The following is a 20,021-nucleotide window of genomic DNA, read 5'->3' as shown; positions in this document are numbered from 1 at the left end:
AGGATGGGTCGCATGAGCCTGCGCGACCTCTCCCTCGCCCTCCGCTCCGGCGAGCTCTCGCCCGTCGAGCACGTCCGGGACACCCTCGAGCGGCTGCGCGCCGACGAGCACAACGCCGTCGTCCTGCTCGACGACTCCGCCGTCGCGACGGCGGAGGAGCGTGCCGCCGAGCTGCGCCGCGGGGAGTGGCGCGGCCCGCTGCACGGCGTCGCCGTCGGGGTGAAGGACCTGTTCGACGTGGTCGGGCTCCCGACCCGGGCCGGCTCGAACGTCCTCGCCGACGCCCCCGCCGCGACCAGCGAGGGCCCGGTCGTCGCCCGCCTGCGCGAAGCGGGGGCGGTGATCGTCGCCAAGCTGCACACCCACGAGTTCGCCTACGGCCCCACCGGGGACGTCTCCGCGACCGGCCCCGCGCTCAACCCGCACGACCGCACCCGGATCACCGGCGGCTCGTCGTCGGGCTCGGCCGCCGCCGTCGCCGCGGGGCACCTGCCGCTCGCGCTGGGCACGGACACCGGTGCGAGCGTGCGCACCCCGGCCGCGCTCTGCGGCGTCGTCGGGCTCAAGCCTGCGTTCGGCACGCTCTCCGCGGACGGGGTGTTCCCGCTGGCCGAGAGCTTGGACACCGTCGGGCTGCTCGCGTCGGACGTGCACTCGGCGTCGGTCGCGTGGGACGTGTTGTCCCGGCCGGACGGCACCGGCGGCGGGATCCAGCAGCCGGGCGTGCGCGGGACCCACGTCGGCGTGCTGGTCGACGAGTTCTGGCAGGCCGTGGACCCGGTGCTCGCCGGCGCGGTGGCGGACGCGGTGCAGACGCTGGAGAAGGCCGGCGCGGAGATCTTCGAGATCCGTACCCCGATGATCGAGGAGCTCGCGGCGGCCTACGCGCGGATCGCCGGCGGCGAGGCGTACGCGACCCACCGGGCCTGGCTCGCCGAGCGCCGCGCGGACTACCAGCCGGCCACCGCCGAGCGGCTGCTCGCGGTCGCGGACCAGCCCGCGTACGCCTACGTCGAGGCGCAGCGGGCGCGGCGCCGCCTCGGTGCCGCGCTGCGCGAGGCCGTCGCGGGGATGGACGTGCTGATCAGCGCGACCACCCGGCTGCGGGCGACCCCGATCGGCGCGGACGAGGTCGACGGGACCCCGGTCCGGCCGTCGATGCTGGGCCTGACCTCGCCGTTCAACCTGACGGGCTGGCCCGCCCTCTCCGTGCCCGCGCCGCTGCCCGCGGGCGAGCTCCCGGCCGGGATCCAGCTTGTGGGCGTGGACCTGGAGGAGCGCGGCATCCTGCGTGTCGCCGGAGCGATCACCCGGTCGTGAGCGGTGCGTGGTGCCGGAGCACCACGTACCGCGCACGGGCAGAATGTGACCTCATGCGAGCCGTATGCGTCGTCGGGACCGGGTTGATCGGCGGGTCGCTGATGCGGGCCGCGAAGGCCGCCGGGCGGGACGTCTACGGCACCGCGGCGTCCGAGGAGACGGCCGCGGCGGCCGCGGCGGACGGGTTCGACGTCACCACCGATCTCGACGCCGCCCTGCGCCGGGCCGCCGGGGACGACGCGCTGGTCGTGCTCGCCGTCCCGCTGCCCGCCGTCGAGGGCGTGCTCGCCCGGATCGACGACGTCGCGCCCACGGTGCGGCTGACGGACGCGGTGAGCGTCAAGGTCGCGGTGGCGGACGCCGTCGCCACCTACGCGCCGCACGCCCGGTACGTGGGCGGGCACCCGATGGCGGGCACCGCCGAGTCCGGCTGGGCGGCCGGCGACGCCGGGCTGTTCCGGGGTGCCGCCTGGGTCGTGATCGCGGACGACGGCGCGGACCTGGGGGTCTTCAAGGACGTCGCGGAGCTGGCCTGGGAGTGCGGCTCCCGGGTCGTCCCCGCGGCGTCGGACGAACACGACCTCGCCGTCGCGAAGATCTCCCACCTGCCGCACCTGCTCGCCGCGGTGCTCGCGGCCGTGGGCGCCGGCGAACCCGACGACGACCTGCCCCTGGCGCTCTCCGCCGGCTCGTTCGCCGACGGCACCCGGGTCGCGGGCACGCGTCCGGAGCTGGTCCTCGCGATGTGCGAGGGCAACCGCAACGCGCTGCTCGCGGCGGTCGACGAGGCCCTGGGCCGCCTCGGCGTGATGCGCGGCGCGCTCGCCTCCACCGGCGGGCTCGCCGCGACCGTCAACGCCGGGTACGCCGCCCGTCAGCGCTGGGCGTCGACCCGGGAACCCCTGGGCCTCGAGGTCTCCCTCGACGGGCCGGACGCGCTCGCCGAGCTGCGCGAGCTCGGCCGCCGGGGAGACGTCGTCTCGGGCTGGAAGGCCTGAGCCGGCTCCTCGGCTCGCGGCCGCGCTCGGCTCGCGGCCGGGCTCAGCCTGCGACCGCCGAGGCGGGAGCGTCCGCGAACCGCGCGGCCACACCCGGGTAGGAGATCACGAACCCGTCCGCGTCCACGACGATCTCGACCTCGCCGCCGCCCCCGACCGAGCACGCCACCACCGCCGTGCCGTCCTCGCCGACCGTGCGGACGGTCCGGTACCGCCGTGTGACGAGCTGGACGTCCATGTCCGGGAGCGACACCTGTACCACCGGGACCTCGTGGTCCCCGGCGTCGCGGTGCAGGGCCAGGCGCCGGATCGGCAGCGACGCGAACAGCGGGCTGAAGGCCACGTCGACGTCGACCGCCTCGTACTCCTTGCGCGTGACGCCGGAGCCGTCGTCGAGCAACCAGTAGTTGTCGTCCGTGCGGTTCGCCGTGAGGTGGCGCTCCCGCTCCGCCGTCGCCGAGCTCACGGTCAGCCGGGCCAGGCTGCCGTCCTCGGCCACCGAGACGCTGTAGGACGCCGTGAGGTCGCCCTCCGGGGAGGGCACCACCATCCGGCTCAGGGCCCGGAAGCCCCTGCCCGTGGACGCAGGGAGCACGCGGGCGCCCTCGAGGCCGGGCCGGCCGTCGGCCTGCCAGGTCAGCATGGTCGTCATCGACACCACCGTAGGAGAGGTGGGGTCCGTTCGGCCGGATCGGCCCGGACCCCGGGAGGAAGAGGGGTCAGGCCTGCGGGTGCGGAGCGGCGGCCGGTGTGTCCGGGACGAAGTCCTTGATCTTGTCGACGACCATGTCCACCTGGTCCTCGTGGCCGAACCGGCCCTTGACGAACTCGCCGGCCTTCTCGGCGAGGTCCTCGACCGTCCCGCCGTGCTCCTCGAGCAGCTTCTCGGCCTGCCCCTTGAGTGCGTCGAAATCCATGGTGGTGCCCCCTTCTCGAGCATCGACCCCTGCGGGCACATCCAACACCCCGTGCCCGGTCAGGGGCCAGCCACCCGGTCACAGGCGGACCGATCGGACAGGTGATGCCGCCCCGGCTCGCTCAGCGGGATCGGATGATCAGTCAGCGCGGTCACGGGGCGCCCTCGCGGCGGATCTCCGCTGGCTCCACGTCCGCGCGCACGCCCCGGAAGACGGGCTGGCGCAGCCGGCCCGTGACCGTCCAGCCCAGGTGCGCGACCTCGACCGCGACGAGCGGGTCGCACCATCGCGCGCCCGCGGAGTCGACGCGCGGCAGCCGGTCGCTGAACGGGGACGTCTCCACGGCCGCGTCGCCCAGCAGGTCCGCGAGCACGCGTTGCACGGCCGCCCCGTCGAGGCCCGCACAGACCCGGCCGGCGAACTCCAGCCGGTCCCCGTCCGGGACGCCGAGCAGCAGCGTCGCGATGCGCCCGGACCGGCCCGGCCGTTCCTGCCGCCAGCCGCCGACCAGGCAGGTCTGGGTGTGCCGGTGGGTCACCTTCACCCAGCTCGGGCTGCGGCGCCCCGGCCGGTACGGGCTCTCCTTCAGCTTGGCGACCACGCCCTCCATGCCGCGCCGCGCGGTGGCCTCGAAGAGCGCGCCCCCGTCGGTGTAGAGCGGGGACAGCTCGACGGTGGGCAGCGGGTCGACGTCCATGCGTTCGAGGGTCGCGCGACGCTCGTCCAGCGGCCGGTCCAGCAGGGGGACGCCGTAGAGCCGCATGACGTCGAAGACCATCAGCGTGGCCGGGTGCGCGGCGGCGCGGGCCGGGCTGACCGGGCCGTGCAGGCGTTCGGCGAGGGCCGCGAAGCTGGGCACGCCGTCGTCGAGCAGGACGGCCTCGCCGTCGAGCAGCACGTCCGGCGCCAGGTCCGCGATCACGGCGAACTCGGGGAAGTTCGCGGTGACGTCCCGGCCGGTCCGGGTGAGGAGCCGGAGCACACCGTCGGTGACCTCGGCGAGCACCCGCATGCCGTCCCACTTGACCTCGTAGACCCATTCGGGGCCGGTCGGGAGGCCTCCTGGGGTGGCGAGCATGGGCTGCACACGGTCATGCTGTCACTTCCGGGGTCCTACGGAGAGCGACCGGTCGAGAGGAGACACGTGCCATGCGCGCGATGTGGAGTGGCGCGGTGTCCTTCGGGCTGGTCAGCGTGCCGATCAAGCTGTACTCGGCGACGACGAACCACGACGTGCGGTTCCACCAGGTGCACGGCGTGGACGGCGGGCGGATCAAGTACAAACGGACGTGCTCGGCGTGCGGCGAGGAGGTCGAGTACGCGGACATCGTGAAGGGCTACGAGACCGAGGACGGCGAGCTGATCACGCTCGACGAGAACGACCTCGACTCGCTGCCCGTCGCGAGCGGCCACGAGATCGACGTCATCGAGTTCGTCCCCGCGGACCAGATCGACCCGCTCCTGTTCGACAAGAGCTACTACCTCGAGCCGGAGACGAAGGCCGCCAAGCCCTACGCGCTGCTGCGCGAGGCGCTCAAGGAGACGGACCGGATGGCCGTGGTGAAGGTCGCCCTGCGGCAGCGGGAGAGCATCGCGCTGCTCCGGGTGCGGGACAAGGTCATCGTGCTGCAGACGATGCTCTGGCCGGACGAGGTCCGCGAGCCGGACTTCGACATCCTCGACGCGGACGTGGAGCTGCGCCCGCAGGAGCAGAAGATGGCCGCGTCGCTGGTCGAGAGCCTGGGCGCGGACTTCGATCCCGCCCAGTTCGAGGACGAGTACCGGGACGCGGTCGTCGAGCTGATCGAGTCGAAGAAGTCCAGCGGGGCCACGCGGCCCGCGCCGGTCGCCGAGAAGTCGTCGGACGACGGCGCGGACTCGATGACGGACCTGCTCACGGCCCTGCAGCGCAGCGTCGAGGCGGCGAAGGGCGCGGCCGCGGACAAGACCGGCACGTCCGGCTCCTCGACGAAGGCCGAGCCCGAGGACGATCCGGCCCCGGTGAAGAAGCCCGCGGCCCGCAAACCGGCCGCCCGCAGACCGGCGGCGAAGAAGACCGCGGCGTCCGCGGAGGAGGACAAGCCGGAGAAGAAGCCCGCCACCCGCAAGCGCCGCACCGCCTGAGCAGCCCGCATTCTCGCGTCATGGATCCATGACGCGGCTGGACGGCCAGGGTTTCGCGTTGTGGAGCCACAACGCGGTTCGGTGGGCCGGCGCGTCACGGGCCCTGGGCGGTCTCCGGCGGCTTGACGTCCTTCTGCAGGGCTCCGAAGAGGCTGCTCGCGCGGGTCTTGTCCCAGCGGACCACGGACTGGCCGCCGATGTTCGGCGTCGAGCCCACGGGCACCGTCGTCGCGACCCCGTCCCCGCCGGACACCCCGCGCAGCGCGAGGCCGAGCGAGGCCAGGTTCCAGATGTGGTCGCCGTCGTCGACGGTGATCGTGCCCGTCATCGCGTTGGCCAGCGGGACCAGCCGGAACGGGTTGGCGAGGGTGCTCGGGCTGGTCGCCTTCGCGATCAGGGCCGAGAGCAGCGCGCGCTGCCGGGCGACCCGGCCGAAGTCCGAGCTCGCCGTGGCCCTGGTGCGGACGTAGCCCAGCGCCGTCGCGCCGTCGAGCTCCTGGGTGCCCGCCTTGATGTCCAGGCCCGCCTTCGGGTCCTTGATGGCCTCGGGGATGTCCATCGTGATGCCGCCGACGGCGTCGACCGCGCCGACGAAGCCGCCGAACCCGATCTCGGCGTAGTGGTCGATGTGCAGCCCGGTCGCCGCCTCGACGGAGCTGATGAGCAGCTGCGGCCCGCCGAACGCGTAGGCGGAGTTGAGCTTGTTGCTGCCGTGCCCGGCGATCGGCACGTAGGAGTCCCGCGGCAGGCTGACCAGCACCGATCCCGAGCTGCCGCTGTGGATCAACATGATCGTGTCCGTGCGCTGGCCCGCGGCGTCGCCGGTGGCGAGGTTCTCCTCGTCCTCGGCGGAGAGCCCTTCGCGGCTGTCCGAGCCGACGATCAGCCAGTTCGTGCCCGACGACGTCGCGGCGCTGTCCGCGGGCAGGGCCGCCACGCGCTGCAGGTTCTGGTCCAGGTAGACGCCGAACCCGATGAACGCGATGAGGATCAGGGCGATCGCGACGGTGATCCGGCGGCGCCAGTTGCGGCGCTTCGGCGGACGCGGCGGCCGTGGCAGCGCGACGGGCCGGTCCGACGACGGCGGGCGGAACGGCGGCGGCTCGGCGGCGGACCGGGGCATCATCGCCGTCGGCCTGGACGGCTGCTGCGCCGGCCGGCCCTGCGCCGGTCGACCCTGCTGCGGGCGTCCGTGCACGGGCCGGGTCGGGCCCTCGGCGGGCGGCTGCGGACGGCGGCCGCGCTGCGGCTGTGAGCCCCAGCCGGGACCGGGCCCGCGCCGTGGTGGCGGTCCGGACGGCATGCCACCACGGCCCTGCGGCCCCCGGAAGTCACCGTTCATCTGCTGCGCACCCATCCTGTCAGCGTCCGGGCCCGCGCCCCGCCGGTCGTCGGCCAGGGTACGCAGCCACGTACCGGTCCCTCACCCGTAGGACGCGCGACGAAGGCGGAGGTTGCGCAGTGGTACGCGGGGCGCGCCCGCCGGTACCGGCGGCGCGCTGCGCGAGACGACGCTCAGCCGAGCAGCGGCTCACCCTCGAACTTGCCCAGCTCCTCGCGGTAGAACTCCAGGCCGACGCCGTTGGGGTCCCGGATGTAGAGGCTGTTGTCCACGCCGCGGTCCGGGCCGAGGTACTCGACGCCCGCCTCGTCGAGCCGCTTCCGCGCCGCCTCGAACTCCTCCGGCGAGGTCGACAGCGCCAGGTGCTGCACCGCCCCGATCGTCTCCTGGAACTCCGGGTGCCCGTGGCCGGGGAAGTCGAAGAAGCCGAGCAGGTTGCCGTTGCCGATGTCGAAGAAGAAGTGCGACGAGCCGGCGTAGTCCCGGTTCTCGACGAGCTCGACGAGCGGGAAGCCGAGCAGGTCCTGGTAGAACCGGATCGTCTCCTCCACGTCCTTGGCGATCAGGGCCAGGTGATGCACGCCCCGGACCGTGGTGGCCGGGCGGTCGGCGACCGCGTGCAGGTACTTCTCGCGCAGGTCGGCGCGCCGGGCGCGGACCGCCTCGAGCTGGGCTCCCTCGGGCTGCGGCATGGAACTCCCCTTCCGTCTCGGATACCCGGGCCAACGGTAGTTGCACGCACAACATTCCGTCGGGGTGGACGTCACCAGCCTGGCACGACTCGGCACCACCAGGTCACGCGGCGAGCCGGGCGACGCCGTCCCCTTCGGCCACGTGCGCGCCCCTTCGGCCACGTGCGCGACCCTGATCCCGTGGACCTTCCCCTGCTCGAGGACGACCTCGCCCAGCCCGCCGTGCTGAACCCGGAGATGGTGGTGAAGCCGGGCGCCTCGCTGCCCGAGGCCGCGGTCCTGTGCTTCTTCCCGGAGGTGGTCGACGCGGCCGGCGCGGAGGGGCGGCGGGTCCTGCGCCTGCGCTCCGAGCTCGGCCCGTGGCCGGTGTACGAGATCGAGGTCGACGGACGACCGGTGGCGGTGATCCAGCCCGGCATCGGCGCGCCGCTGTCGGTGATCTTCCTCGAGGAGCTGATCGCGCTCGGGGTGCGCGCGGTCGTGGCCGTCGGCGGGTGCGGCTCGCTGGTCCCTGAGCTCACGGTCGGGCACGCCGTCGTCGTCGACAGCGCGGTGCGGGACGAGGGCACGTCGCTCCACTACCTGCCGCCCGCGCGCGTGGTGGACGCCGACCCCGCGGGCGTCGCGACGCTCGCGGAGACCCTCGACGAGGCGGGCGTCCCGTACGTGACCGCCCGCACCTGGACCACGGACGCGATCTTCCGCGAGACCCGCAGCCGCGTCGACCGGCGCCGCGAGGAGGGCTGCGCGGTGGTCGAGATGGAGGCGTCCGCGCTGATCGCGGTGGCCCGGCACCGCGGGATCTCGCTGGCCCACCTGCTGCTGGCGGGCGACTCACTGGCCGGCGAGGCCTGGGAGCACCGCGGCTGGACGACCGCGCGGGCCGCCCGGGACGGCCTGTTCCGGCTCGCCGCCCGGGCGGCGCTGGCGCTGTGAACAGGCGCGTCAGCGCGGGACGGCCTCGAGGCGGGTCCGGCTGTTCTCGTTCGCCCCGGCGATCGCCACCTCGGTGCCGCGCGCCGCGTACCGGGAGCGGACGGCGTCGAGCGCGGCCACCGTCGAGGCGTCCCAGACGTGCGCCGCGGTCAGGTCCACGACGACGGACGGGGGGTCGCCGGCGTAGTCGAACCGGCTCACCAGGTCGTTGCTGGAGGCGAAGAACAGCTGGCCGGTGATCCGGTAGGTCCGGGTGCCGCCGTCGGCGGAGAGCTCGCTCGTCACCTCGACGAGCTGGGCGACCCGGCGGGCGAACAGGACGGTGGCCGTCAGCACGCCGACGACGACGCCGTAGGCGAGGTTGTGGGTGGCGACCGTGACCACGACGGTCACCAGCATCACCGCGCTCTCGCTGCGCGGCATCCGGCGCAGGGTCCGCAGGCTGTGCCAGTCGAACGTCCCCACGGACACCATGATCATGACGCCGACGAGCGCGGCCATCGGGATCTGCGCCACCACCGGGCCGAGCAGCACGCACAGGACCAGCAGGAACACCCCGGCGAGCAACGTCGAGAGCCGGGTGCGCGCGCCGCCGGACCGGACGTTGATCATCGTCTGGCCGATCATGGCGCAGCCGCCCATGCCGCCGAAGAACCCGGTGACGATGTTGGCGACGCCCTGCCCCCAGGACTCGCGGCGCTTGTCCGAGCGGCTGTCGGTGATCTCGTCCACGAACGTCGCCGTCATCAGGGACTCCAGCAGCCCGACGAGCGCCATGCCGAGCGCGTAGGGCGCGATGATCCGCAGCGTCTCCCAGGTCAGCGGGACGTCCGGGAGGCCGGGCAGCGGGACCGAGTCCAGCAGTGCGCCCTGGTCCCCCACTGTCGGCACGGCGATGTGCGCGGCCACCGTCACCACGGTCAGCACGACGATCGCCACCAGCGGCGCCGGGACGACGGTCGTCAGCCGCGGCAGCAGGACCATGATCGCGAGGCCGGTGAGTAGCAACGGGTAGACGAGCCAGGGCACGTCCCAGAGCTGCGGAAGCTGCGCCACGAAGATCAGGACCGCCAACGCGTTGACGAACCCGACCATCACGCTGCGCGGCAGGAAGCGCATCAGTCGCGCCGCACCGAGCAGCGCCAGCACGATCTGCAGCGCTCCCGCGAGCAGCACCGTCGCGACGAGGTACTCCACGCCGTGCTCCCGCACGACCGGGGCCACGACCAGGGCGACCGCGCCGGTCGCCGCGGAGATCATCGCCGGCCGCCCGCCCACGAACGCGATCGTGACGGCCATGGTCACCGACGCGAACAGCCCCACCCGGGGGTCCACCCCGGCGATGATCGAGAACGCGATCGCCTCGGGGATGAGCGCCAGCGCGACGACCAGTCCGGACAGGACCTCCGTCCGGAGGACGACGGGTGCGAACCAGGCGGGGCGCCGCACGAGCGCAGGGAGGGACATCGGAGCGGGGCACCACTTTCGGGTGAGGAGCGAGGCGCACGCGCACCGGTGCGCCGCAGCCCCGAACTCTACCCGTGCGGAAGAGTTGAACCGCCCCGCGCCGCGGGCGTCACACCCCGGGACGCGGCGTCGGGACCGTTGACCGTCGCGCGGCCCGCGGCGCATGATCTCCTCCGCGGCGACCCGGCCGAACCTCCGAGAGGCCACCAGTGAGCGGACGGCTGCCCCCGCACCTCGGCGACCGGCTGCGCCTGCCGGTCATCGCCGCGCCCATGCTGCGCGTCTCCGGTCCCGACCTGGTGAAGGCCGCCTGTGCCGCCGGCGTCGTCGGCGCGTTCCCGACGGCCAACGCGCGCACCGTCGCCGAGCTGGACGAATGGCTCGACGAGATCGGCGCCGCCGCCACCCCCGCGACGGCACCGCACGCCCCCAACCTGATCATCCGCCAGCCCCGGATGCCCCGGGACCTCGAGGTCCTCGTCCGGCACCGGGCCGAGGTCGTGATCACCAGCGTCGGGTCGCCGGCCGAGGTCGTCGGGCCGCTGCACGAGGTCGGCACCCTGGTGCTGGCGGACGTCGCGACCCTGCGGCACGCACACCGCGCCGTCGAGGCCGGCGCGGACGGTCTGGTGCTGCTCACGGCCGGTGCGGGCGGGCAGACCGGCTGGCTCAACCCGTTCGCGTTCGTGCGGGCCGTCCGGGCGTTCTTCGACGGGCCGCTCGTGCTCGCCGGCGGCATCGGCGACGGCAGGGCGCTGCTCGCCGCGCGGCTGCTCGGCTGCGACCTCGGCTACATGGGCACGTCGTTCATCGCGACCGCGGAGTCCATGGCCGCGACGGACTACAAGCGGATGCTCGTGGACAGCGGCATCGACGACGTCGTCCTGACGAAGGCGTTCACCGGCCTGCCCACCAACATGCTGGCGCCGGCGATCCGCGCCGCGGGCCTGGACCCCGCGAACCTGGACGAGCACGTGTCCCCCGCCGAGGCGGCCCAGCTCTACGGCGGCGGCAGCCCGGACCTCGGCCCCAAGCGGTGGGTCGACGTGTGGAGCGCCGGCCACTCGGTCTCCGCGGTCCGGGAGATCCCGACGGCGGCCGAGCTCGTCGCCCGCACCCTGCGCGAGTACGACGAGGCCCGCGCGACCGCGCTGTAGACCCCGGAACCAGCCCGACTCGACGAGGAGCAGGCCATGACCACCGAGACCGTGACACCGACGCCCGCACTGCACAGCGGCGCCACCATGGGCTCGCTCGTGCTCCGCACGCTGCGGAGGTACCCGGACCGGACGGCGTTCGTGAGCGCCACCGGGTCCTTCAGCTATGCCGCCACGGCGGACCTGATCGGCCGGTTTCAGCACGTCCTCGCCGCCCACGGGCTGGTTCGGGGCATGCGGGTCGGACTGCTCGCCGGCAACAGCGCCGAGGCCTGGTGCGCGGGGATGGCGGTGCAGGCGAGCGGGATGGCGACGTCCTGGCTGCACCCCATGGGTTCGGTCGAGGACCAGCTCTACCAGCTCGCGGACCTGGACGCGGCGGCCTGCATCGTCGACGCCCGCGGGCACGCCGGGCGGGGCGCCGCGCTCGCCGAGGGCGCCGGCGGGCTCCCCGTGCTCGGGCTCGGCCCGTCGGACTTCGGGCCGGACCTGCTCGCCGAGGCCGCCGCCGCGGGTGCGGTGACCGCCCGGGACCTCGCCCGGCCGGAGGACATCGCACTGGTCAACTACACCGGCGGGACGACCGGGCGGCCGAAGGGCGTGATGCGCCGCCACCCCGCGGTGTCGTTCATCAGCCTGATCGCCAACCTCGCGGACTTCGAGATCCCCGAGGCCCCGCGCTACCTGGCCGTCGCGCCGATCACGCACGTCGCGGGGACCAAGGTGCTGCCGGTCCTCGCCCGCGGCGGCACCGTCCACCTGCTCGACGGGTTCGCCCCGGACGCGGTGCTGGAGACGATCGAGCGCGAGAGGATCTCGATGACGCTCTTCGTCCCGACGATGGTCTACGCCCTGCTCGACCGGCCCGAGCTGGACCGCACGGACCTGTCCTCGCTGGAGCTGCTGCTCTACGGCGCGTCCCCGATGTCCCCGAGCCGGCTCGTCGAGGGCATGGAGCGGATCGGGCCGGTGTTCAGCCAGCTCTACGGCCAGACGGAGTGCTACCCGATCAGCGTCCTGCGCCGCGGGGACCACGCCGACCCCTCGCTCATGGGCTCCTGCGGGATCCCGGTGAGCACCGTCGACGTCACCCTGCTCGACGGCGACGGCAACGAGGTCCCGCCCGGTGAGCCCGGCGAGATCTGCGTGCGCGGGCCCGGCGTGATGGAGGAGTACTGGAAGAAGCCCGGCCTCACCGCCGAGGCCTTCGCTCACGGCCGGCTGCACACCGGCGACGTGGCCCGGGCGGACGAGCGCGGGTACCTGACGATCGTCGACCGCACCAAGGACATGATCATCAGCGGCGGTTTCAACGTCTTCCCGCGCGAGGTCGAGGACGCGCTGAGCAGCCATGCGGCCGTCGCGATGGCCGCGGTGTTCGGGATCGTCGACGAGAAGTGGGGCGAGGCCGTGACCGCGGCGGTCGTGTTGCGCCCCGGCGCCACCGCCACGCCCGAGGAGCTGGTCCGGCACGTCCGCGACCTCAAGGGCGCGGTGCAGACGCCCAAGGCCGTCCACGTGCTGGACCAGCTCCCGGCGACGGCCGTCGGCAAGATCGACAAGAAGGCCCTGCGGAAGGCCCTCGCACCTGATGCGACTGCTTGAACGGGACGTTCGCGTCATGCAGACTCGGTGCTCGAGTGGTCCGCAACACCGAGGCCGACTACTGATCGCCCGATTCACTTCAGGCTGTCCCGTAAGAAGAGGGCTCGGCAGCCAGCGCTGCCGGGCCGCGTCCTGCACAGGGGAACGATGACCGTCACACAGCCCTCGCCCGTCACCATCCGGCTCCCCGGCAACGGCCACAACTGGCTGGACCAGCTCGACCGGCATGCCCACCAGAAGGCGGAGCAGACCGCGCTGAGCTTCCGCGGCGAGGCGACGAGCTGGGCCGAGCTGCGCCGCCGGGTCCGGACCCTGGCCGGCGCGCTCGCCGGGAGCGGCGTCGCCGAGGGCGACCGGGTCGCGGTGCTGATGGGCAACCGGCCCGAGTTCGTGGAGACGGTGCTGGCCGCGAACCTGCTCGGCGCGATCGCGGTGCCGGTGAACTTCCGGCTCAGCGCCGACGAGGTGGCCTACATCCTCGCCGACAGCGGGGCGGTCGCCCTGGCCGTCGACCAGGAACTGGCGCCGCTCGCCGCCCAGGTCCGCGGCTCGCTGACCGTCGTGGTGGCCGGCGCGGACCCCGCGGCCGCCGGGGCCGGCGCCCTGTCCTTCGACGAACTGGTGGCCGGCCCCGCGTCGCCGCTCCCGGAGCGCGTGATCGACGAGCGCGATCCGGCGCTGATCATGTACACGTCGGGGACCACCGGCCGGCCCAAGGGCGCGGTGCTGTCGCATCTGAACCTGAGCGCACAGACCGGCACGATCGTCCGGTACTGGCGGCTCTACCGCGAGGACGACGTCAACCTGTGCGCCTCGCCCATGTTCCACATCGCGGCCATCGGCTCGATCGCGCCGATGATCGCCGTCGGTGGGACCACGGTGATCATGCCGAGCGGCGCCTTCGACCCCGAGACGCTCCTGGACACCGTCGAGCGCGAGCGGGTCACCCACCTGTTCCTGGTCCCGGCCCAGTGGCAGGTGGTCGTCGGGCTGCCGGGCGCGTCCCGCCGGGCGTCGACCCTGCGCGTCATGTGCTGGGGCGCGGCGCCCGCCACCGTCACGCTGCTGGAGACGATGGCCGCGACGTTCCCGGGCATCGCCAACGTCGCGACCTTCGGCCAGACCGAGATGTCCCCGGTGACCTGCGTGCTCGACGGCGACGACGCCCTCCGCAAGATCGGTTCGGTCGGGCGGCCGGTCCCGGCGAACGCGGTCCGGATCGTCGACGAGGCGATGAACGACGTGCGGCAGGGCGAGGTCGGCGAGATCGTCTACCGCGGCCCGAACCTGATGTCCGGGTACTGGAACAAGCCCGAGGCCACCGCGGAGGCCTTCGAGGGCGGCTGGTTCCACTCCGGGGACCTGGTCCGCGAGGACGCCGACGGCTTCCTCTACGTCGTGGACCGCAAGAAGGACATGATCATCTCCGGCGGGGAGAACATCTACTGCGCCGAGGTCGAGAACGTGCTGGCCGCGCATCCGGCCGTCGCGGACGTGGCCGTGGTGGCGGCGCCGCACGAGCGCTGGGGCGAGACCCCGGTCGCGGTGGTCGTGGCCGCGGACCCGGCCGCGCCGCCGACACTCGACGACCTCGCGGACTGGTGCCGCACCCGGCTGGCCTCCTACAAGAAGCCGACCCAGCTCCTCCTGCTGGACGCCCTGCCCCGCAACGCCTCCGGCAAGGTCCTCAAGCCCGTCCTGCGGCAGACCGTCCGCACCTGACCGGCCTGCCCGAGCCGTCACGGGTTCACCAGAAGTGACGAATGTGGACCGGATCTGTTCACATGCGGCGGTCCTCCTCGATGAACGGGCAGGAAGCACGGCACGACGGGGGTGGGGACATGGCCGGACGGCACTGCGCGACACGCACCGCGACCCGCGGGACGGCCGGACCGCGCCGGCTGCTCATCGCCGTGGTCCCGGCGATGGTCGCCGCGAGCCTCGGCACCGGCTTCGCGCTGACGTCCGGGGGCGCGGCCGGCGCCGCGGACAGCGCCATCGACGACGCCACGCCCGCCACGGTCGTCCGCACCGTCGTCCCGACGGGCACCGTCTACACCTGCGAGCCGGACGCGACGCCGCGGTTCGAGGACCCTGCCGAGCCGGACACGATCACGAACAAGGCCTGCGGCTACACCGACGAGAACGGCCACGCCCGCTCCCTGGACCCGTGGGTCGACGGCCAGCTCCTCGCCGACCTGGCCCGCTGAGCCGAGCACGTCACACCGCCCGCGGCACCACGGTGGGCGAGGATGGGTCCCGTCCACACTGTCGTGTTCGCGGGAGGCCGCCATGAAGCTCGGATGCCACGTCGGCTACTGGTCGTCCGGTCCGCCCGCCGGCGCGCAGGAGGCCGTCCTCGCCGCCGAACGCCTCGGGTACGAGGCGATCTGGAGCGCCGAGGCGTACGGCTCGGACTGCCTGACGCCGCTCGCCTGGTACGGCGCCGCGACCAGCCGGATCCTGCTCGGGACCAACATCCTGCAGATGTCCGCGCGCACCCCGGCCGCCACCGCCATGGCCGCCCTCACCCTCGACCACCTCTCCGGCGGCCGCTTCGTCCTGGGACTGGGCGCGTCCGGGCCGCAGGTCGTCGAGGGCTGGTACGGCCAGCCCTACCCGAAGCCGCTCGCCCGCACCCGGGAGTACATCGCGATCGTCCGGGAGATCCTCGCGCGTGAACGCCCGGTCGAGTTCGACGGCGAATTCTACCAGCTCCCCCTGCAGGGCGGCGCCGGCCTGGGCAAGGCGCTGAAGTCCACGGTCCACCCGCTGCGCACCGATCTGCCGATCCACCTCGCGGCCGAGGGCCCGAAGAACGTCGCGCTCGCCGCCGAGATCGCGGACGGCTGGCTCCCGCTGTTCTTCTCCCCCAAGACGGACGGCTTCTACCGCGCCGCCCTCGCCGAGGGCTTCGCCCGGCCGGGCGCCCGGCACACCAGCCTGGACGACTTCGCCGTCTCCGCGTCGATGAACGTGATCGTCGACGACGACGTGGAGAAGGCCGCGGACGCGGTCCGCCCCCAGCTGGCCCTCTACATCGGCGGCATGGGGGCCAAGGACGTGAACTTCCACAACCAGGTCTTCGTGCGGATGGGCTGGGAGGCGGAGTGCGCCGCCATCCAGGAGCACTACCTGGCCGGACGCAAGGCGGACGCGATCGCGGCCGTGCCGCTCGAGATGGTGGAGGACGTCGCGCTCGTCGGGCCCAAGGACAAGATCAGGGCCGAGCTCGCCGCGTGGGACGAGACCGTCGTCGACACGATCCTCGTGCACGGCGACGCGCAGGCCCTGCAGACGATCGCCGACGCGTTCGGCTGAGAGCCGCCCCCGCGCCGGTACCGTCGGGTCCAGGGATCCGGGGAGGGGACCGCCGTGCCAGACCCACGGAGGACGCCGCACGAGTCGGCCGTCGAGAAGCAGATCCGCGAGGCGCAGGAGCGGGGGACTTCGACCGCCTGCCCGGCAGGGGGAAGCCCCTGCCGAACCTGCACGACACCAGCGAGAACTGGTGGATCCGCAGCTACCTGGAGCGCGAGGGGATCTCCCGGGACGTGCTGCTGCCCGAGCCGATCCAGCTCCGCAAGGAGCTCGCCGCGCTGCCCGAGACCGTCCGCGGGCTGCGCACGGAGAAGGCCGTCCGGGACCTCGTGCGCGAGCTGAACCTCCGGGTCGTGCGCGAGCTGCGGATGCCGACGATGCCCCGGGTCCCGCTGCGGAAGGCGGACCCGGACGCGATCGTCGAGGGCTGGCGGGAGGCACGCCGTCCTCCGGCGCCACCGCCCCCGGACCGCCCTCCCGCAGCGGCACCGCCGGCCGGGCGGCGCCGCTGGTGGCACCGGTTCACCGGCCGGCCGCTCGCGTGACGGTGGCGTTGGTACCGGGCCGTCGCGAAGTTCGGCCGAGCCCTCATCGCCCCGGCGCCTCCGCTCTAGGGTGAGCGCGTGACGCTCGCTGCCGAACGCCGCTGGGGGCTGAGCGTCCCGCTCCCCGGGGTGCCGTTGCGGGAGCAGCGTGCCCTGGTCGAGGCGCTGCCCGATCTCGGCTACACGGACGTCTGGTCCGCCGAGGCCGCGGGCACCGATGCGTTCTCCCCGCTGGTCCTCGCCTCGCAATGGGCTCCGTCGCTGCGGCTCGGCACCGCGATCGCGCCCGCGTTCACCCGCGGCCCGGCCACCCTCGCGATGTCCGCGGCGACGCTGGCGAACCTCGCCCCGGGACGGTTCGCCCTGGGCGTCGGGACGTCGTCGGACGTGATCGTGGAGCGCTGGAACGGGATCGCCTTCGCCCGGCCCTACCAGCGCGTCCGGGACACCGTGCGGTTCCTGCGGGCGGCGTTCGCGGGCGGGCGGGTCAGCGAGACGTACGAGACGTTCGCGATCAGCGGGTTCACCCTCGCCGAGGCGCCGGATCCGGTGCCGCCGGTCCTGGTCGCGGCGCTGCGGCCCGGGATGCTGCGGCTCGCCGGGCGGGAGGGCGACGGCGCGATCGTCAACTGGCTCTCCGCCGACGACGTCCGGACCGTCGCACCCTTTGTCGGCGGGGGCAAGGAGATCGTGGCGCGGATCTTCGTGCTGCCGGACGTCGACGCGGAGACCGCCCGCGGGATCGGCCGCCGCCACCTCGCCGCCTACCTGAACGTGCCGGTCTACCGGGCCTTCCACGAGTGGCTGGGCCGCGACGAGCTGAAGGGGATGTGGGACGCCTGGGCCGCGGGGGACCGGAAGGCCGCGGTCGCCGCCGTCCCGGACCGCGTCGTCGACGCGCTGATCCTGCACGGGCCGGCGGAGTCCGTCCGGGAGCAGGTCGAGGCGTACGTGGAGGCAGGGGTCACCACGCCGGTACTCGCGCCGATGGGTGGCGGCGACCCCGGGCCGGTCATTCGTTCGCTGGGCAGGCGATGAGTTCCCGGGCCGACGACGGTTCTTCGTGGTGAGATGCCGTTGCAGACCCGACGAGAGGACCGCGAAGATGGACTGGAAGCTCGAGGTCATCGTGATCCCGGTGAGCGACGTGACCAGCTCGTCGAACGCGGCGTCGACGGGAGCCCGGTCCGGCACGTCGGCGAGGACGGCCAGTGGTTCGACGGGCACGGGGGCGCCTGGAACGCCTTCGTCTTCTTCGACGACCCGGACGGCAACAGCTGGGCCGTCCAGGAGAAGCCTGCCGGATGACCGATGACGCTGGACGGTGCCCTGGTAGTCCTCGGCCGGCGGGGACTTCAACTTCGACTTCCACGTCTCCTTCGAGACCGACCGCGGGCCGGACGAGTACAACTACGCGCCCACCGAGCCGTTCACCGGTACGGGCCCCGGGACGGCCCGTTCATGTCGTGGCTGAAGCGACACGACGAGTACTGATCCGCTCGCTGTAGCAGACTGCGGGGGTGACGGACTTCTGGTCGGCCTACCGCCACGGCTTCCTGCGGGTCGCCGCAGCCACGATCACCACCGCCCTCGCGCAGCCCGCCGCCAACGCGGCCTCCGTGCTGGCGCAGGCCCGGGACCTCGACGCGGACGGCGTCGGCCTCGTGGTGTTCCCCGAGCTCACCCTCTCCGGGTACTCCCTCGAGGACATCGTGATGCAGGACTCCCTGCTCGAGGCCGTGGAGGTGGCGCTCGCCGACGTCGTGGCGGGGTCCGCGGACCTGCTGCCGGTGCTCGTCGTCGGCGCGCCGCTGCGCTTGCGGCACCGCATCCACAACTGTGCCGTCGTGATCCACCGCGGGCGGGTGCTCGGGGTGACGCCGAAGTCCTACCTGCCGACGTACCGGGAGTTCTACGAGCGCCGGCAGATGGCCCCCGGGGACGACGTGCGCGGCACGATCCGGGTCGCCGGGACGGAGGTCCCGTTCGGCCCGGACCTGCTGTTCTCCGCCTCGGACGTGCCCGGGTTCGTGCTGCACGTCGAGGTCTGCGAGGACATGTGGGTCCCGGTCCCGCCGAGCGCCGAGGCGGCGCTCGCGGGCGCGACGGTCCTCGCCAACCTGTCCGGCAGCCCGATCACGATCGGCCGCGCGGAGGACCGGAAGCTGATGTGCCGCTCCGCGTCGTCGCGCTGCCTGGCGGCCTACGTCTACGCCGCGGCGGGCGAGGGCGAGTCCACCACGGACCTGTCCTGGGACGGCCAGACGATGATCTACGAGAACGGTGTGCTGCTCGCCGAGACCGAGCGCTTCCCGAGGGGACCGCGGAACTCGGTCGCGGACGTCGACCTGGGGCTGCTGCGCAACGAGCGGCTGCGGATGGGCACGTTCGACGACAACCGGCGCCACCACGCGGCGCGGCTGGACGAGTTCCGGACCGTGGAGTTCGCGCTGGAGCCGCCGCGCGGGGACATCGGGCTGCTCCGCGACCTCGAGCGCTTCCCGTTCGTGCCCGCGGACGAGAGCCGGCTCGAGCAGGACTGCTACGAGGCCTACAACATCCAGGTCAGCGGCCTGGAGCAGCGGCTGCGTGCTCTTCGCCAGCCGAAGATCGTCATCGGCGTGTCCGGCGGTCTGGACTCGACGCACGCGCTGATCGTCGCGGCACGGGCGATGGACCGCGAGAACCGCCCCCGCAGCGACATCCTCGCGTTCACCCTGCCCGGCTTCGCCACGGGCGAGCACACCAAGGGCAATGCCTACCGGCTCGGCAAGGCCCTCGGGGTGACGTTCGAGGAGATCGACATCACCGAGACCGCCCGACTCATGCTGAAGAACCTGGGCCACCCGTTCTCCGCGGGTGAGCCCGTCTACGACGTGACGTTCGAGAACGTTCAGGCCGGGCTGCGGACGGACTACCTGTTCCGCGCGGCGAACCAGCGCAACGGGATCGTGCTCGGCACCGGGGACCTGTCCGAGCTGGCGCTGGGCTGGTCGACCTACGGCGTCGGGGACCAGATGTCGCACTACAACGTCAACGGGGGGGTGCCGAAGACCCTGATCCAGCACCTGATCCGCTGGGTGATCTCGTCGAAGCAGTTCGACGACGAGGTCGGCGAGGTCCTGCAGTCCGTCCTGGACACCGAGATCACCCCCGGCTCGTGCCCTCGACCGACGGCGCGCAGGTGCAGAGCAGCGAGGCGAAGGTCGGCCCGTACCCGCTGCAGGACTTCACGCTGTTCCACGTGCTGCGCTGGGGGTTCCGGCCGTCGAAGGTCGCGTTCCTCGCCTGGCACGCGTGGAGCGACCCGGAGAAGGGGGACTGGCCGGTCGGGTTCCCGCCGGACAAGCGCGGGGCGTTCACGATGGCGGACATCCGCAAGTGGTCCGAGGTGTTCGCGCAGCGCTTCTACGGCTTCGCCCAGTTCAAGCGGAGCGCCCTGCCCAACGGCCCGAAGGTGTCCGCGGGCGGCAGCCTGTCCCCGCGCGGGGACTGGCGTGCGCCGAGCGACATGAGCGCGAAGACCTGGCTTGAGGAGATCCGCCGCGAGGTCCCCGAGTCCTGACGCTCCGCACCGCACCATCGCGGGCGCGCTCG

General features: G+C 73.4%; 19 protein-coding genes. 13 read left to right on the top strand and 6 right to left on the bottom strand.

The annotated features are described in order from the left end of the window. The first annotated feature begins 12 nt into the window (after positions 1-12). Positions 13-1,320 (top strand): amidase, encoded by a 1,308-nt coding sequence (locus WBK50_RS00400; RefSeq protein ID WP_341333698.1) that lies wholly within the window; start codon positions 13-15, stop codon positions 1,318-1,320. Between the two features lie 53 nt (positions 1,321-1,373). Continuing rightward, positions 1,374-2,318 (top strand): prephenate dehydrogenase, encoded by a 945-nt coding sequence (locus WBK50_RS00395; protein WP_341333697.1) that lies wholly within the window; start codon positions 1,374-1,376, stop codon positions 2,316-2,318. 43 nt (positions 2,319-2,361) lie between these two features. Here WBK50_RS00395 and WBK50_RS00390 read toward each other — a convergent pair whose 3' ends face one another. The 3 genes from WBK50_RS00390 to ligD all read right to left on the bottom strand — a co-directional run bounded on the left by WBK50_RS00390 (position 2,362) and on the right by ligD (position 4,313). Next, positions 2,362-2,970: a putative glycolipid-binding domain-containing protein gene (locus tag WBK50_RS00390; protein ID WP_341333696.1), complete on the bottom strand. Its 609-nt coding sequence runs from the start codon at positions 2,968-2,970 to the stop codon at positions 2,362-2,364. A gap of 67 nt (positions 2,971-3,037) precedes the next feature. Continuing rightward, positions 3,038-3,235, bottom strand: coding sequence for an Rv0909 family putative TA system antitoxin (locus WBK50_RS00385; protein ID WP_341333695.1), 198 nt, complete (start codon positions 3,233-3,235; stop codon positions 3,038-3,040). Positions 3,236-3,386: 151 nt separating this feature from the next. Next, complete coding sequence (gene ligD, locus WBK50_RS00380) at positions 3,387-4,313, bottom strand: non-homologous end-joining DNA ligase (RefSeq protein WP_341339237.1); 927 nt, start codon at positions 4,311-4,313, stop codon at positions 3,387-3,389. Between the two features lie 71 nt (positions 4,314-4,384). Here ligD and ku point away from each other — a divergent pair, with 71 nt between their 5' ends. Beyond that, entirely contained in the window at positions 4,385-5,359 is a 975-nt protein-coding gene (gene ku / locus WBK50_RS00375) for a non-homologous end joining protein Ku (RefSeq protein WP_341333694.1), read from the top strand. Between the two features lie 94 nt (positions 5,360-5,453). On the opposite strand, the gene WBK50_RS00370 is transcribed toward ku, so the two are convergent. Together WBK50_RS00370 and WBK50_RS00365 are read right to left on the bottom strand one after the other, a co-directional pair. After that, the gene (locus tag WBK50_RS00370; RefSeq protein WP_341333693.1) at positions 5,454-6,485 is read right to left on the bottom strand and encodes an LCP family protein; all 1,032 of its coding nucleotides are present in this window, start codon (positions 6,483-6,485) and stop codon (positions 5,454-5,456) included. Positions 6,486-6,874: 389 nt separating this feature from the next. Beyond that, positions 6,875-7,393, bottom strand: a complete 519-nt coding sequence (locus tag WBK50_RS00365) for a VOC family protein (protein ID WP_341333692.1) — start codon at positions 7,391-7,393, stop codon at positions 6,875-6,877. Positions 7,394-7,573: 180 nt separating this feature from the next. Between WBK50_RS00365 and WBK50_RS00360 the strand changes: the two genes are divergently transcribed. Continuing rightward, a complete protein-coding gene (locus WBK50_RS00360) occupies positions 7,574-8,329 on the top strand; it encodes a nucleoside phosphorylase (protein WP_341333691.1) in 756 nt (251 codons plus the stop codon). Between the two features lie 9 nt (positions 8,330-8,338). On the opposite strand, the gene WBK50_RS00355 is transcribed toward WBK50_RS00360, so the two are convergent. Next, positions 8,339-9,796, bottom strand: coding sequence for a SulP family inorganic anion transporter (locus WBK50_RS00355; protein WP_341333690.1), 1,458 nt, complete (start codon positions 9,794-9,796; stop codon positions 8,339-8,341). Positions 9,797-10,005: 209 nt separating this feature from the next. Between WBK50_RS00355 and WBK50_RS00350 the strand changes: the two genes are divergently transcribed. The 9 genes from WBK50_RS00350 to WBK50_RS00310 all read left to right on the top strand — a co-directional run bounded on the left by WBK50_RS00350 (position 10,006) and on the right by WBK50_RS00310 (position 19,939). Next, complete coding sequence (locus WBK50_RS00350; protein ID WP_341333689.1) at positions 10,006-10,953, top strand: NAD(P)H-dependent flavin oxidoreductase; 948 nt, start codon at positions 10,006-10,008, stop codon at positions 10,951-10,953. 36 nt (positions 10,954-10,989) lie between these two features. Next, complete coding sequence (locus WBK50_RS00345; protein ID WP_341333688.1) at positions 10,990-12,558, top strand: AMP-binding protein; 1,569 nt, start codon at positions 10,990-10,992, stop codon at positions 12,556-12,558. A gap of 147 nt (positions 12,559-12,705) precedes the next feature. Then, positions 12,706-14,280 (top strand): long-chain-fatty-acid--CoA ligase, encoded by a 1,575-nt coding sequence (locus tag WBK50_RS00340; RefSeq protein WP_341333687.1) that lies wholly within the window; start codon positions 12,706-12,708, stop codon positions 14,278-14,280. An 80-nt stretch (positions 14,281-14,360) separates the two neighbouring features. Next, positions 14,361-14,768 carry a hypothetical protein gene (locus WBK50_RS00335; protein WP_341333686.1) on the top strand — a complete coding sequence of 136 codons (408 nt, stop codon included), beginning with the start codon at positions 14,361-14,363 and terminating at the stop codon, positions 14,766-14,768. An 82-nt stretch (positions 14,769-14,850) separates the two neighbouring features. Next, on the top strand, positions 14,851-15,879 hold the full coding sequence (locus tag WBK50_RS00330) for an LLM class F420-dependent oxidoreductase (protein WP_341333685.1): 1,029 nt from the start codon (positions 14,851-14,853) through the stop codon (positions 15,877-15,879). Next, positions 15,798-16,424 carry a DnaJ family domain-containing protein gene (locus tag WBK50_RS00325; RefSeq protein WP_341333684.1) on the top strand — a complete coding sequence of 209 codons (627 nt, stop codon included), beginning with the start codon at positions 15,798-15,800 and terminating at the stop codon, positions 16,422-16,424. Before WBK50_RS00330 ends, WBK50_RS00325 begins: the two co-directional genes overlap by 82 nt. Before the next feature lie 78 nt (positions 16,425-16,502). After that, positions 16,503-17,462, top strand: a complete 960-nt coding sequence (locus WBK50_RS00320; RefSeq protein WP_341333683.1) for an LLM class F420-dependent oxidoreductase — start codon at positions 16,503-16,505, stop codon at positions 17,460-17,462. A 33-nt stretch (positions 17,463-17,495) separates the two neighbouring features. Beyond that, positions 17,496-17,732: a hypothetical protein gene (locus WBK50_RS00315; RefSeq protein ID WP_341333682.1), complete on the top strand. Its 237-nt coding sequence runs from the start codon at positions 17,496-17,498 to the stop codon at positions 17,730-17,732. Between the two features lie 212 nt (positions 17,733-17,944). Further along, a complete protein-coding gene (locus tag WBK50_RS00310; protein ID WP_341333681.1) occupies positions 17,945-19,939 on the top strand; it encodes an NAD(+) synthase in 1,995 nt (664 codons plus the stop codon). Positions 19,940-20,021: the final 82 nt, after the last annotated feature.

It is taken from the genome of Pseudonocardia sp. T1-2H, assembly GCF_038039215.1.
Lineage (GTDB): Bacteria > Actinomycetota > Actinomycetes > Mycobacteriales > Pseudonocardiaceae > Pseudonocardia.
Note: the sequence above shows the minus strand (reverse complement) of the source record. Positions and strands in the feature narration are given on the sequence as shown.

Excerpts from the sequence above, each read along its gene's own strand:
- WBK50_RS00400 (WP_341333698.1), top strand. The coding sequence starts at position 13 with ATGAGCCTGCGCGACCTCTCCCTCGCCCTCCGCTCCGGCGAGCTCTCG.
- WBK50_RS00395 (WP_341333697.1), top strand. The coding sequence starts at position 1,374 with ATGCGAGCCGTATGCGTCGTCGGGACCGGGTTGATCGGCGGGTCGCTG.
- WBK50_RS00390 (WP_341333696.1), bottom strand. The coding sequence starts at position 2,970 with ATGACGACCATGCTGACCTGGCAGGCCGACGGCCGGCCCGGCCTCGAG.
- WBK50_RS00385 (WP_341333695.1), bottom strand. The coding sequence starts at position 3,235 with ATGGATTTCGACGCACTCAAGGGGCAGGCCGAGAAGCTGCTCGAGGAG.
- ligD (WP_341339237.1), bottom strand. The coding sequence starts at position 4,313 with ATGCTCGCCACCCCAGGAGGCCTCCCGACCGGCCCCGAATGGGTCTAC.
- ku (WP_341333694.1), top strand. The coding sequence starts at position 4,385 with ATGCGCGCGATGTGGAGTGGCGCGGTGTCCTTCGGGCTGGTCAGCGTG.
- WBK50_RS00370 (WP_341333693.1), bottom strand. The coding sequence starts at position 6,485 with ATGATGCCCCGGTCCGCCGCCGAGCCGCCGCCGTTCCGCCCGCCGTCG.
- WBK50_RS00365 (WP_341333692.1), bottom strand. The coding sequence starts at position 7,393 with ATGCCGCAGCCCGAGGGAGCCCAGCTCGAGGCGGTCCGCGCCCGGCGC.
- WBK50_RS00355 (WP_341333690.1), bottom strand. The coding sequence starts at position 9,796 with ATGTCCCTCCCTGCGCTCGTGCGGCGCCCCGCCTGGTTCGCACCCGTC.
- WBK50_RS00345 (WP_341333688.1), top strand. The coding sequence starts at position 10,990 with ATGACCACCGAGACCGTGACACCGACGCCCGCACTGCACAGCGGCGCC.
- WBK50_RS00340 (WP_341333687.1), top strand. The coding sequence starts at position 12,706 with ATGACCGTCACACAGCCCTCGCCCGTCACCATCCGGCTCCCCGGCAAC.
- WBK50_RS00335 (WP_341333686.1), top strand. The coding sequence starts at position 14,361 with ATGAACGGGCAGGAAGCACGGCACGACGGGGGTGGGGACATGGCCGGA.
- WBK50_RS00330 (WP_341333685.1), top strand. The coding sequence starts at position 14,851 with ATGAAGCTCGGATGCCACGTCGGCTACTGGTCGTCCGGTCCGCCCGCC.
- WBK50_RS00315 (WP_341333682.1), top strand. The coding sequence starts at position 17,496 with ATGCCGTTGCAGACCCGACGAGAGGACCGCGAAGATGGACTGGAAGCT.